Source organism: Caldisalinibacter kiritimatiensis (assembly GCF_000387765.1).
GTDB classification, from domain to species: domain Bacteria; phylum Bacillota; class Clostridia; order Tissierellales; family Caldisalinibacteraceae; genus Caldisalinibacter; species Caldisalinibacter kiritimatiensis.
The window spans coordinates 20325-34066 of record NZ_ARZA01000065.1 but is presented as its reverse complement, the minus strand read 5'-3'; the positions used below and the strand labels follow the sequence as shown (position 1 = coordinate 34066).

General features: G+C 29.8%; 16 protein-coding genes. 13 read left to right on the top strand and 3 right to left on the bottom strand.

The window, feature by feature from the left end:
* The first annotated feature begins 5 nt into the window (after nt 1-5).
* The 3 genes from L21TH_RS02850 to L21TH_RS02840 all read left to right on the top strand — a co-directional run bounded on the left by L21TH_RS02850 (nt 6) and on the right by L21TH_RS02840 (nt 4097).
* Nucleotides 6-2597, top strand: coding sequence for an aminotransferase class III-fold pyridoxal phosphate-dependent enzyme (locus tag L21TH_RS02850; protein WP_006308505.1), 2592 nt, complete (start codon nt 6-8; stop codon nt 2595-2597).
* Nucleotides 2598-2783: 186 nt separating this feature from the next.
* On the top strand, nt 2784-3869 hold the full coding sequence (locus tag L21TH_RS02845) for an MBL fold metallo-hydrolase (RefSeq protein WP_006308503.1): 1086 nt from the start codon (nt 2784-2786) through the stop codon (nt 3867-3869).
* A 15-nt stretch (nt 3870-3884) separates the two neighbouring features.
* On the top strand, nt 3885-4097 hold the full coding sequence (locus tag L21TH_RS02840) for a DUF3006 domain-containing protein (protein WP_006308501.1): 213 nt from the start codon (nt 3885-3887) through the stop codon (nt 4095-4097).
* A 40-nt stretch (nt 4098-4137) separates the two neighbouring features.
* Here L21TH_RS02840 and L21TH_RS02835 read toward each other — a convergent pair whose 3' ends face one another.
* The gene (locus L21TH_RS02835) at nt 4138-4827 is read right to left on the bottom strand and encodes a BON domain-containing protein (RefSeq protein WP_006308499.1); all 690 of its coding nucleotides are present in this window, start codon (nt 4825-4827) and stop codon (nt 4138-4140) included.
* 236 nt (nt 4828-5063) lie between these two features.
* Between L21TH_RS02835 and L21TH_RS02830 the strand changes: the two genes are divergently transcribed.
* From L21TH_RS02830 to L21TH_RS02785, 10 genes are all read left to right on the top strand, one after another.
* On the top strand, nt 5064-6245 hold the full coding sequence (locus L21TH_RS02830) for a CD0519/CD1768 family membrane protein (protein WP_006308497.1): 1182 nt from the start codon (nt 5064-5066) through the stop codon (nt 6243-6245).
* Between the two features lie 91 nt (nt 6246-6336).
* Nucleotides 6337-6825: an endolytic transglycosylase MltG gene (locus tag L21TH_RS02825; RefSeq protein ID WP_006308495.1), complete on the top strand. Its 489-nt coding sequence runs from the start codon at nt 6337-6339 to the stop codon at nt 6823-6825.
* A gap of 14 nt (nt 6826-6839) precedes the next feature.
* Nucleotides 6840-7403, top strand: coding sequence for a DUF2284 domain-containing protein (locus L21TH_RS02820; RefSeq protein ID WP_162138479.1), 564 nt, complete (start codon nt 6840-6842; stop codon nt 7401-7403).
* A gap of 196 nt (nt 7404-7599) precedes the next feature.
* Nucleotides 7600-7959, top strand: a complete 360-nt coding sequence (locus L21TH_RS02815; RefSeq protein WP_006308492.1) for a NifB/NifX family molybdenum-iron cluster-binding protein — start codon at nt 7600-7602, stop codon at nt 7957-7959.
* A gap of 37 nt (nt 7960-7996) precedes the next feature.
* Nucleotides 7997-8863: an ATP-binding protein gene (locus L21TH_RS02810; protein WP_006308490.1), complete on the top strand. Its 867-nt coding sequence runs from the start codon at nt 7997-7999 to the stop codon at nt 8861-8863.
* Nucleotides 8841-9698, top strand: a complete 858-nt coding sequence (locus L21TH_RS02805) for an ATP-binding protein (RefSeq protein ID WP_006308488.1) — start codon at nt 8841-8843, stop codon at nt 9696-9698. Before L21TH_RS02810 ends, L21TH_RS02805 begins: the two co-directional genes overlap by 23 nt.
* Before the next feature lie 7 nt (nt 9699-9705).
* Complete coding sequence (locus tag L21TH_RS02800) at nt 9706-10062, top strand: NifB/NifX family molybdenum-iron cluster-binding protein (RefSeq protein WP_006308486.1); 357 nt, start codon at nt 9706-9708, stop codon at nt 10060-10062.
* A 124-nt stretch (nt 10063-10186) separates the two neighbouring features.
* Nucleotides 10187-10642 (top strand): Fur family transcriptional regulator, encoded by a 456-nt coding sequence (locus L21TH_RS02795; RefSeq protein WP_006308485.1) that lies wholly within the window; start codon nt 10187-10189, stop codon nt 10640-10642.
* A 197-nt stretch (nt 10643-10839) separates the two neighbouring features.
* Nucleotides 10840-11769 (top strand): aminoglycoside phosphotransferase family protein, encoded by a 930-nt coding sequence (locus tag L21TH_RS02790; protein ID WP_006308484.1) that lies wholly within the window; start codon nt 10840-10842, stop codon nt 11767-11769.
* 45 nt (nt 11770-11814) lie between these two features.
* A complete protein-coding gene (locus tag L21TH_RS02785) occupies nt 11815-12615 on the top strand; it encodes a nuclease-related domain-containing protein (protein WP_006308483.1) in 801 nt (266 codons plus the stop codon).
* 161 nt (nt 12616-12776) lie between these two features.
* On the opposite strand, the gene L21TH_RS02780 is transcribed toward L21TH_RS02785, so the two are convergent.
* Both L21TH_RS02780 and L21TH_RS02775 read right to left on the bottom strand, forming a co-directional pair.
* Entirely contained in the window at nt 12777-12956 is a 180-nt protein-coding gene (locus L21TH_RS02780; protein ID WP_006308482.1) for a hypothetical protein, read from the bottom strand.
* Between the two features lie 189 nt (nt 12957-13145).
* On the bottom strand, nt 13146-13709 hold the full coding sequence (locus tag L21TH_RS02775) for a flavin reductase family protein (RefSeq protein WP_006308481.1): 564 nt from the start codon (nt 13707-13709) through the stop codon (nt 13146-13148).
* Between the last annotated feature and the right edge of the window lie 33 nt (nt 13710-13742).

The window sequence follows — 13742 nt, the reverse complement described above, 5'->3', positions numbered from 1 at the left end:
TGGATATGCATAAATATACAAAATATGTTAATCCTTATTTAGGACAATTACTTGAAAAGATTAAGATGGATAAGTCATTTGTAAAGGGAGAAGAATGCTACTTATATGATGATAAAGGTAATAAATTTTTAGATTTTATAGCAGCTTATGGAGCATTGCCTTTTGGATATAATCCAAAGGAAATATGGGATACTATAAAGGAATTTAAGCTAAATAAAGAACCTAGTTTTATACAGCCTTCAGCACTTAATGCAGCAGGACAGCTAGCAGAAAAGCTTATTAAAATTGCACCTAAAGGTCTTAAATATGTGACTTTTACCAATAGTGGAGCAGAAACAGTTGAAGCAGCTATAAAGTTATGTCGCTCAGCAACAGGTAGGCTTGGTATACTGTCTACTAATAATAGTTTTCATGGTAAAACCCTAGGTGCTCTTTCTGCTACGGGTAAAGAGTTTTATCAAGCTAATTTTGGAGCACCGGCTAAAGATTTTAATTATGTACAGTATGGAAATTTAGATGAACTAGAAAAAGAACTATTAAGTAAATCAGATTATTATGCTGCTTTTATAATAGAGCCTATACAAGGCGAGGGTGGCATTATAGAACCACCAAAGGGATATTTAAAAGGTGCTAAAGAAATATGTGATAAGTATGGTGTAAAGCTAATTTTAGATGAGATACAAACAGGATTAGGTAGAACGGGAACAATGTTTGCGTGCGAAGAAGAAGGAGTAAATCCTGATGTTTTACTACTTGCTAAAGCACTTGGTGGAGGTATTATTCCAATAGGAGCATGTTTATGTAATGAAGAAGTTTATAATGAAGAATTTGCTAACAAACATTCTTCTACCTTTGCAGGAAATTCATTAGCTTGTAGAATAGGAATAAAGGTATTAGAAAAAATAGACGATAGCTTTTTAAACGACGTAAAAGAAAAAGGAAAAATATTAAAAGAAGAATTGATGAAGCTAAAACAAAAACATCCTAGCATTATTAAAGAAGTTAGAGGTAGAGGTTTAATGTTAGGTATAGAATTTAATACAGAAAGGGATACATATCCTCAAAGTTTGTTAGGTGTTATGGCAGAACAAGAGCTCTTAACTCCAATTATTTCTAGTTATCTACTAAATGTAGAAAAGTTGAGAGTTGCTCCTACATTAAATGGAGCAAATGTTATACGTATTGAACCCCCTTTAGTAATTACTAAAAATGAATGTAGTAGAGCTGTTGAAAGCATAGAGAGTATGCTGAAGGTATTAAGCCAAGGAAATACAGCTAAATTACTATCTCACTTAATAAATAAAGATATATCAATGGAAGATTTTAAAGCAGAAAAAAAATACAACAATAATGTAACACCTAGCAAAAAAGATGAAAGATTTGCTTTTTTAATACATCCAATTGGATTGAAGAATTATTCTGATTTTGATGAGAGTTTAGCTATATTTAACGAGAAAGATTTATCAGAACTTACAGAAAGATGGAACGATATGGTTAAGCCATTTGTTGCATCTAAAATGCGAATAACATCTAAAGTAGGTAAAACAGCATATGGTGAATTTATATGTGTACCTAGGACTGCTGAAGAATTAAAAAATATGCCTAAAGAACAGGCATTAGATGAATTAAAAGAAGCAATACATCTTGCTAAAGAAAGAGGGGCAAAAATAGTAGGCTTAGGTGCTTATACTTCAGTAGTTTCAGGAGGAGGATTATTTTTAAAAAATCAAGAAATACCACTAACGACAGGGAACAGTTATACAGTCGTATCGGCAGTTGAAGCTGTAACTCAAGCATTAAACAAACTAGGGATGAATTCGGATAGCTCTACAGCTGCTGTTATAGGTGCAACAGGGTCTATTGGAAGAGGAGTAGCAATGCTTCTTTCTGAATCTGTTTCAAAGCTAATTCTTGTAGGAAATCCTAAACATAAAGAATCAAGTGAAAAAAGATTATACAAAATTGCAGCTTATATATATAGGTATTTAGCTAAACGTATAGATAACGGTGATAGTATAAACTATTACATATACAATATATTAAAAAATTCTGAAGACTTTCCGAAAGCTAATGAGTCAATAAACAAGTTTGTAAGGTTTGCTAAAAAAATAAGTGCTAAGGATAGTCCTATAATAATAACTACTGAGCTTGATGACGCACTTTTAGATACTGATATCGTTGTAAGTGCTACAAATAATGTGGGTAAGTTAATAAAACCAGATAACTTAAAGTGTGGTGCAATTGTATGTGATTTATCTAGACCAAGAAATGTAAGTGAAGCAATTTTAGATATTAGGCCAGATGTTTTAGTTATTGATGGTGGTATTATAGAAGTTCCTGGTTTACCTTCTTTAGGGATAAATTTAGGATTTGATGAAGGTCTAGCATATGCTTGTATGTCTGAAACAATTATGTTAGCTTTAGAAGGACATTATAAACATACAAGCTTAGGAGCTTCGGGCATATCCATTGAAAATATATTGTTGACAAGAAAATTAGCTAATAAGCATGGGTTTAAACTAGCAGAATTTAGAAGCTTTGACAAACCTATTGAAAATGCAAGATGGGAAGTTGCTGTGACAACAAAAAATTGCTAATAAAAAACCTCAGATGTATTCGAATACATCTGAGGTTTCTATTTGAAGACAATTTAGGAATAATTATTTAATTAGTTTTAGTTCTATAGACATATTTTAAATTTGAATACAAATTAGTTTTAGTTTAAAATTAAATTACGAACTTATGTTCACAAACATTACAATAATAAAAGGAGGAAACGTAGCATGAGATTATCAAAGATTAAAGCTTTAGTTACAATTTTGCTCGTTTTAATGTCTATTATGTTAACTTCATGTACAAGTATTAACCAAGGAGACATAAGCACAAGTGGAAGTGCAAACGAAGTCAATGAGAATAATAATTTGATTGTTCATTTTATAGATGTTGGGCAAGCCGATAGTATTTTAATTGAGTTACCTAATGGAGAAACCTCCCTTATAGATGGAGGAAATAGACAGGATGCTGAGCTTGTAGTAAATTATATAAAAGACTTAAACATAAAGGAAATTGATTATTTAATAGCTACACATCCACATGAAGACCATATTGGAGGATTACCTGATGTGGTTAGGGAATTTAAAATTGGGAAAATATATATGCCTAGAAAGAGTTCTAATACTAAGATATACGAAAATTTATTAAAGGAAATTAAGAACAAAGGTCTTAAGATAACTACGGCAAGGGGAGGCCAAAAGATAATTGACGTAGATAAATTAAAATTTACTATTATTGCACCTAACTCAAAGAAATATGATGAAACTAATGAGTATTCTATAGTTAATAAACTTACATATAAAAATACATCGTTTTTATTTACAGGAGATGCAGAAAAAGACTCAGAAGATGAAATGTTAAAGTTAGGTTATGATTTATCAGCTGATGTATTAAAAGTAGGACATCATGGAGGAAGAACATCTACAAATGTTGAATTTTTAAAACGAGTAAATCCAAAATATGCTGTTATTTCTGCCGGAAAAGGTAATGATTATGGTCATCCGCATAAGGAAGTTATAGAAAGGTTACAGGATAGAAATATAGTTATATTTAGAACTGATGTACATGGAACTATCAAAGCTATTTCAGATGGAGATAATATAAAATTTAATAAAAATGTTAAGTCTGATAACTATCAAAATGAAGATGTAGTTAAAAATAATAATGATATATACTATATAGGAAACAAAAGGTCAAAGGTATATCATTCACCGTCATGTAAAAACTTACCTAAATTAGAGAACCGAATTATATTTAAGACTAAAGAAGAAGCTGAAAATAAAGGCTATAGACCCCATAAAACATGTGTAGATTAGAAAGGTGATAGTATCATGAAAGGTATAATAGACAGATTTGAAGAAGATATTGCTGTAATAGAGAGAGAAGATAATACAATGATAAATATAGAAAGAAGTAGATTACCAAAAGAAGCAGTTGAAGGAGACGTAATTATAATTAAAGATGATAGTATAATTATAGATAAACAAGAAACTACGAAAAGAAAGAAGAAAATAGATATATTAGAAAATGAATTATTTAAGTAATATTAAAGCACTTGAAGACAAATCTTCAAGTGCTTTAATATTACTTACGTACACGTAGTCTATTATGTACTTTTTTTACACCTTCAATCCCCATAGTTAATTCTTTTGCTAATTCAGATTCTCTTCTATTGTTAACATAACCTTTAAGAGTTACTCTATTATTTTTTACTTCTATATCTATATCCTTACTACTTAAGTTACTAGCACTTATTTGGTCTCTAACTCTATTATGGAGGGATACATCATCATATTCTTCTGCATTTAATATATTTGTATTATTGACTACATCTTTAACACCTCTTATCTGTGAAGCTAGGTTCATAGCAGTATGGGCGGTTTTTAGAGTATCTACATGCCCTATAAGATTTACAACTCCATCATTTACCTTTACACCGACGCTAGTTAAGTTAGAATCGTCACCTGTCTGATTTAATCTGTTTATTACTTCTTTTTCAATATGCTTATCTGTAATATTACTATCCATGCTTATAGTAATGTTATTTTCTACTTTTCTCACTCCGTCAATACTTCTAGCTACAGCACCAGCATATTTTTTTTCTGCTAGAACATCAACTAATCCAGATAATTCTACTACCCCATTACGAGTAGTTACATTTATATCCATAGCTGATGCCTCCATACGTGCATCTAAAATGCTTTTTATTTGTTCTGTAACTAAATCATCTTTAACTGCATTAACAGGACTTATATTCATATCTTTTTTATTCATAAAAAAACTCCTTCCTTTACGTATTAACTATAGTTTTTGTAACTATAAGAAAAAATATAAAAAAACATAGAATTTTTTAACTTATGTCAAAATAAAAAACATATTAGATGGGTTAGGATATTAAAACAAGCAAAAATATTAGAATATTGTAACAACTCGCAAAACTTATACATTTTTATTTATTTTTATGTTAAAATTTAATTACCTTAAAATAAGATAATAAAGGGGTGGGCACTTTGGAGGCATTAGGTAAAAAAAATAAAAGAAAGTCTATTCCATATTTAGATACTTTCATTTTTATTACACTAGTAGGGTTATTTTTTACTTATTTAGGTATGAAAATGGGCGTAAGTAATATGTTTTCAACTATATTAAACACTTCATATCAATTATTAATAGATACCGTCCTATATATCATGGCTATTGCTGTATTAGCAGGGGCTTTTGGAAAATTAGCTATGGAATTCGGTTTAGTACAGCTATTAAATAAAATCTTATCTCCTTTAATTAGACCTCTCTATAATATGCCTGGAGTTGCTTTTTTAGGTATAATAACTACTTATCTGTCAGATAATCCAGCAATAATTTCTTTGGCAAAAGATAAAGGATATTTAAGTTATTTTAAAAAGAATGAAGTACCATGCCTATGTAATTTAGGTACTGCTTTTGGTATGGGACTTATAGTGACTACTTTTATGATTGGCGTGGGAAAAGGTTTTTTTATAGAACCGATAATTGGTAATATAGGAGCAGTTATAGGCAGTATTGTGAGTGTTAGAATAATGTCATATAGAACAAAAAGGATTTTAGGAACTGAAGATAACACAAATAATGCAGAAGGATACAAAGAAGAGGTTGCTGTGTCAGTAATGGATAAAAGTGAAGGGAATTTCATGGAAAGATTCTTAACAGCATTTTTAGAAGGAGGTAAATTAGGAGTAGATATTGGACTTGGAATAATTCCTGGAGTATTGTTTATATGTACAATTATTATGGTACTGACATTTGGGCCTGCTGACCCTAGTGTTGGTTACCAAGGGTTAGCATATGAGGGAGTAGAACTATTACCCAAAATAGGTGAATGGCTATCTCCAATATTGAGACCTTTATTTGGATTCAAAAGTCCTGAAGCTATTGCTTTTCCAATAACTGCTTTGGGTTCAGTTGGAGCTTCTTTAAGTTTAGTACCTAAGTTTTTAGAAAGTGGTATAGCTACAGGTAATGAAATAGCTGTTTTTACTGCTATGGGTATGTGCTGGAGTGGTTTTTTAAGCACACATGTGGCTATGCTAGATGCATTAGGACATAGAAAATTAATATCTAAGGCTATAAGTAGTCATGTATTAGGAGGGATTGTAGCAGGAATATCAGCACATTATATATTACTATTATGGAATTTAATTTCTAATATATTATAATTAAAAAATATTAAAGTCTTTTTATATTGTGTCGATATAATATATGGAATATATTTCACTTTATTCTATATAACTAAAGAGGAGTTGAAGTATGAGGGGAAGAGCTAAACTTCTAATTATTACTTTGATTTTAGGATTTGGGCTAGGGATGATAACAACAAGCATTATAAACTTATTATATCCAACGGTCAAATATAAACAGTACACTGAAGAAGAAATAAAAGAGATGGCTAAAGAGTTAGGTATGGTTGAAATAAAAGATGTTAAAACATTGTATAAAAATCAAAATGATAGTGAAAAAGATGAAAAAGAAAGCAAAAATCTTAATAAGAATAAGGCAACTGATGAAAAAGCTAAAGAAGAGGAAAATAAGCAATATATAGTTTTTAGAATTGAAAAAGGAGAAGTAAGCGAAGGAATCATAGAAAGATTATATAGTAATAATATTATTAAAGATAAAGAAGAATTTAATCGGTTAGTCATTGAGAAGAATGCAGAGAAAAGATTTATATATGGGGTATATAAGTTAAAAAAGAATATGGATTGTGAGGAAGTACTAGATATACTTTGTGGATTTTAATTGGAAGCGATAAGGTGATAAGATTGAACTACAATGATAAATTAAGTAAAATAAAAGGGTTCATTTATAGTAAAGGTGTACATTTAGTGAAGGATATATATCCAACCGAAATTATCATTGACGAAAAAGTAAGGAAATATTGCAAACAAAATAAATGTGGAGAGTACGGCAATAATTTTATGTGCCCACCATTTGTAGGAAGTATAGAGGATTTTAGAGAAGAATTGAAAAAATATAAGCATGGACTAATTGTAATGATTAAAGATAGAATTGTTAATGGTAATGATGAAAATAGATATTATAATTCAGCTAAAAAGCTACATAATATATTATTGGAAGTTGAGAATGAATGTAAAAAAAATTATTTCAATAATGTTAAAGTTTTAATAGGAGGTAATTGTAGAATTTGCAATCCTTGTGTTGCTGCACTAGGTGAAGAAAAATGTAAATATCCAAAAAAAGCTAGACCTTCCTTAGAAGCAATGGGAATAGATGTAGTAAATACATGCAAACAAATAGGTATTGTAGTAGAATTTAAAACAGATGAGGTAATGTGGATAGGATTGGTGCTTTTATAAAATAAGCACCTTTTTTTTATCAAAATTATTATTGGTATTTGACAAAATATTCATATGGTGTATAATATAATTAGCAAATGCCAATAACTATAATGAAGATAAAAAATTTTTGTAGATAACTAATAAATGTTTTAATTTATTGTATTTTTAAACATTTATCATTACTTAATTCAACATTAAAAGGAGAGTGAAAAAAGTGAAAATATGTTTTACTAGTACAGGAGAAACTATGGAGAGTAAATTAGATCCTAGATTTGGAAGATGTAAGTATTTTATAATTTATGATACAGAAACAAAAGAGCATAAAACAGTAGAAAACTCAGGAGCTATTTCAGCTCATGGAGCTGGTGTATCAGCGGCACAGCAAGTTGAGGAAGCAGGAGTAGATGTAGTTATAACTGGTAAATTAGGACCTAATGCTATGAATATTTTATCAGCGGCTAATATTAATGGCTTTTCAGGTAACCAAGTATCTTTAGAAGAAAACCTAAAATTATATGAAGAAGGAAAGTTAGAGAAAATTACAAAACCAGGAAAAGCACATCATGGAATGTAAAAAATTATAAATATACAATAGAAAAAGGGGATGCTATATGTATATATCAGTATTAAGTGGAAAAGGTGGAACAGGAAAAACTACAATTTCAACTAATTTAGCATCATATTTAGCTCAAAAAGGCTATAAAACTAGATATTTAGATTTTGATGTAGAAGAGCCTAATGGTTTTATATTTTTAAAACCAGATGTGAGTGAAACAGAAGAAGTAAAGGTGAAAGTACCAAAAGTAGATGAAGATTTATGTAAACATTGTGGTGCATGTGCTAACCACTGTAATTTTAACGCTTTAGCTGTAACAAAACAAAAAGTTTTAGTATTCGAAAAGTTATGCCATAGTTGTGGCTTATGTAGTGTAGTTTGCCCTGTAGATGCAATTGAGGAAGTAGATAGAGAAATAGGTAAAATAGAGATAGGAAAGATGAATAATTTAGAAGCTATTAGAGGAGTATTAAATATAGGAGAACCTATGGGTATACCAATTATTAAGCAATTAAGAGAGCATGTATCTGATGATTATATAAATATTGTTGACTCTCCGCCAGGAAGTTCTTGTAGTGTTGTTAATTCGGTAGAAGATTCAGATTATTCAATTCTAGTAACTGAACCTACAGAATTTGGACTTCATGATTTAAGAATTGCAGTAGAAGTTATAAAACAGATGAATATACCTTTTGGAGTAGTAATAAATAAATCAGATGAAAATGATGATATAATAGAAGACTATTGTAAAGAAGAAGGATGCGAAATTCTAGGTAAAATACCGTTTTCTAAGGATATAGCATCTAAATATTCTAAGGGACAATTACTTTTCCATGAAAATGATAAAGTAGCAGAAGAAATGGATAAGATTGTTTCTAAAGTGTTAGGAGGGTCACAAAATGAAGCAAATAGTTGTTATTAGTGGTAAAGGAGGAACGGGAAAAACAACATTAACCTCTTCTTTAGTACACCTTGCTAAAAATAGACATATTGCAGATTGTGATGTTGAAGCACCGAATTTAAGTTTGATGTTAGAAAGTGAAACGATTAATAAAGAATTATATATTGGCGGTAAAGTGGCAAAAGTAGATGAGAATAAATGTGCAAGTTGTGGTTTGTGTAAAAAGACTTGTCGATTTGATGCTATAACAGAAGATTTTAAAGTAGATCCTTTAAAATGTGAAGGGTGTGGAGCATGTGAATATGTATGTCCTCATGATGCAATTACTATGATTGATGATGAAACAGGACATATATTTACTAGCAAGACTGATGGAGGCATATTTTCACATGCTGAACTAGCTATTGGTGCAGATGGAGCTGGTAAGGTAGTAACTGAAATAAGAAAAGCTGTAGCTCAAAGAGCGGATAAAGATGATTTGGTAATCATAGATGGCTCTCCTGGAATAGGTTGTGTAGTTATAGCATCTTTGACTGGCTGTGATATGGCAGTCGTAGTAACTGAGCCAACTCAGTCAGGACTTAGTGACTTGAAAAGAGTATTATCTTTAGTAGAGCATTTTAACATGAAGGCATATATAGTAATTAATAAATATGATATTAATGAGGAAAAAACGAAGGAAATAGAAGAATATTGTTCAGAAAATGGATTTGAAGTCATTGGAAAGGTTCCATTTGATTCTTCTGTAAATAAAGCAATTAAAGTTAATAAGCCGGTTGTAACGTTTGAAGATAGTGATGCTGGCGAAGAAATAAAAAATGTGTGGAATATCTTAAATGAAAAAATAAGGAGGTAAAAATTATATGAAAGTGGCCATTGCAGTTGATGGAAAAAGCGTTTCGCAACATTTTGGACATTGTGAAGGATTTAACTTCTATGAAGTAGAAAATAGTGAAGTTAAGAATAGTCATTTTGTTCCTAATCCAGGACATAGACCAGGATTTTTACCAAAGTATTTAGCTGAAAAAGGAATTAATGTAATTATAACTGGAGGTATGGGTAACACTGCACAAGTTCTATTTAAGCAAAATGGTATAGAAGTAATAACTGGTGCTACTGGTGAAGCTGACCTAGCTATGAACAGTTATTTAAGTGGAAACCTAGAATCTACTGACGAGGTTTGCGAAAGACATGAACATCATGGGGAATGTGGTGAATAATTACTAGTTGTTAATTAAGTAATCAAGCGGCTATATTTAGGCTGTCAGTAGGATGTCAGTTCTATTTATGGTCGCTTTTTTAAATAGATTTTAAATAAATATAGTACTATATAGGAGGAAAGATATGGTGCCAAATAAGATAGAGTATATTAAAGAAATTTTAGAAGGCGAAGGTTATAAAACAACTCACCAAAGAAAATTAATAATACAAGCTTTCCTCGATAATCCATCAAAACATTTTACTCCTGGTGAATTATATAGTTATTTAGAAGATAAAGGTAACTTTGTAGGTATTGCTACGGTATATAGAAACTTAAATCTTTTGACTAAGTTAGATATAATTGAAGAAGTAATTTCAGGAGATGAAAAATTATATGAATTGAAAATTTTTGCTAGAAAAAGTATTCATAGTCATTGTTATTGTTTAAACTGTGGTAATATTATAAATCATGCCGACCTTACTACATCTTTGAAGTTGATTTCATTGATTGATAAAATTGAAAATAAATATGATTTTAAGGTTGAAAAACTAGATATTATTTTTTATTGTCATTGTAAAAATTGTGAAACTAAAAAATAATATTTAGTTCTATCATAGTATTTTATTTAATAAATTTGTTTCAGAAGGAAAATAAGGCTTTATGTTGAAATATAATAATAAGGTTAAATAATTCTAGGGGGAAAGGGTAAGATTGTATGGAATCATACACTGATTTAGGTTGGCTATGTGTTTTACTAATAAAATATGAATACTGGTAGATGCTTAAGGGGAGTTATATGAAAGGCTTTAATGAAAAGGTAATAACTATTGTAAAGCATAATATTTCAGACGATTTTAAAATAATTCCAATTGGACATCATGAGTTAGGAAGACATCTTGTTTATTGTATAATAGATAGTAAAAATAATGAGTATATTCTGAAAATATATGGGAAAGCAGGAAGATGGTGCAATGAAATTACGGCTATAAAAAAATTAGATGATGTCGTTGTTTTACCCCAAATAGTAAATTATGGAAAGCTACAAGATGGTACTGAATGGATATTATCAAGAAAAATTCCTGGTTTTGTATTAAATGAGGTCTGGTCAAAACTTAGGCTTGAAGAGCGTGAAAGAATAGTTAAGGAAATGGGTGAATACTTAGGTAGAATCCATAAAAAGTCAACTTACAGTTACTATGGTCCATGGATTGAGTGTGCATCCAATGATTATAGGTTTCAGGATTATATAAAATTTAGAAAGTATAATGACGAAAAAATCTTTAAGCAAATTTTAACACAAAACCTACCACATGAGAAATTATTAAGAGTTGCTTATCGAGTATTAATAAGTTATTATGAAAAAATTAATGACAAAACCCTTCCTAGAATATGTCATAGAGATTTTTTAGGTAGAAATATAATCGTAAATAAATTCAATGATAAGTGGAGTGTACAGGGCATTATAGATTTTGAACACTGTCAACCCGATGACCCTTATATAGACCTATCTAGTATGTATCAAAGTGTTTTTATAGATTACCCTACCCTAGAATCCAGTTTCCTTAATGGTTATACTAAATATATGTATTTATCAAAAAACTTTGGAGATAAGCTAAAGTATTATTTGATAAATACAGGACTGCATATTTGTAGTTGGACATACCAATGTGCACCAAGTTATTACAAAAGAGGAATAAGATTATTGAAATTAATTCTTAAGGATTAAGTTATTATAAACAAAGTTATAAATTTACAAGGGGGAGTTTTTTGCTTGGCTATTGTAATGACTAAATTAGATTCGCTCATTAAAAAGAGAAATTATTTAATAAAAAAGCAAATTGTAATATTATTGATATGTATTATTGTGGGAATTTTAACTCCTAATATAATCAAGTATAGATTAGAATTACAAAATGGAAATTTTAGAAGCTTAGTAAGTAGCTATAGTGACCCAAGTCAATGGGATATAATAAGGAGTTTTTACGGTATTTCAATTTCCGTAGTATTTTGGTGGATTATTACACATAACATATCTTTGAAAATAAGAATAATAAACAACGGTATCAAAGGAGAGAAATCCACCATAAAAACATTAGAGCAATTGTCTAATGAATATTATATATATAATGATATAGTTATAAATACTAGGAAGGGTAAGAGTCAGATTGACCATGTTGTGATAGGACCCAATGGTGTTTTTGTCGTAGAAACAAAAAATCACAACGGTGAAATATTTGGTGCTGAAGAAGATAGCAAGTGGGTACAACATAAAACGGGCAGAAATGGAGGTACATATAATTCCTTTTTTTACAATCCTGCTAAACAAGTAAAAACTCATGTATATAGACTAAAGATAGGAATAATGGATGAATTAAAACTAAATCCTTGGATTCAGCCTATAGTAGTTTTTACAAATGATGATGTTGAATTAAATATAGATAGCAAGATAACTGCTGTATTAAAAGAAAACGATTTAATCAAATACATAAAAAGGTTTACCAATAGAGATAGCAAATTATCAAAAAGGAATATAGCACAAATAGTAAATTCAATAAATAAGATAATTACATAAGTTTAGATTTACATAAAAATCAGGGGAGTTGCTCCCCTGATTTTTTAATGGAGTTGCTAGCGAATTGCTATGCAACAATATGTCATTTAATCTTTTGGTTTTAAATTGATGGTCTAGTCAATATGTTTTAGCTAGTATTGTTAGTTAACTATAAAAATAGATTAATGATAGTTAAATCCGCCAAATAAGAAGAATACAACAAGTATTAAAAGTATAATCCAGAAATATCCGTAGTAACCCCTGAAGAATGAAGTGCTTTCAGTGTTTTCTTTGATTTCAGGTTCTTCAGGAATGATTTCAGGATTCACTTCGTTTTCCAAAGCAGGAATTCGTCTTCTCATGCAATTGCCTCCTTTAATTTAGTTTACAAAGTAAATTATTGATTACAAATCAATAAATCAGCTTAAAACTAAAAATATTCATTTAAATTTTTTATACTACATACTATGAGAATTATTTTTATGTGTTACAAGAGACAAAATCCTTTTACATAAAATAAGAGGGATAAGATATCCCTCAATACCAATATACTATTTATTCTTTTTTATTGAGCATCCACCACTGTCTATGATTTCACCTATTTTGCGGTAATTACCTTTAACATAGGATATAAGATTTGCTTTAGTCAAATCAACCTTATCATCTTCAAATAACTCTTCGTTTATATGAATAGCTACAATTTCTGCGATAAATATATGGTGAGAACCTAAATTTTCAACAAATTTAACCTTACATTCGAGATTTACCGGACATTCATCAATTAGTGGAGCATTGACAACATCTGCTTTTACTGGGGTTAAGTTAAGTTCTTCAAATTTATTAAAATTTCTACCAGAGTGAACACCGCAGTAATCTGTTTCATATACTAGTTTTTCGTCTGTCAAGTTGACTACGAATTCTTTAGTTTCCATTATCATGTCAAAGGAATGTCTTTGGGGTCTAACTGATATAGAAAGCATTGGAGGGTTAGAGCAAACTGTTCCAATCCAAGCTATAGTTATTATATTATTATCACCCTTTGAATTTGAACAAGTAATCATTGCAGCAGGAACAGGGTATAACATTGTAGTAGGATTAACTTTAACTTTTGCCATCTTTATACTCCTTTCGATATATTTGTATATATA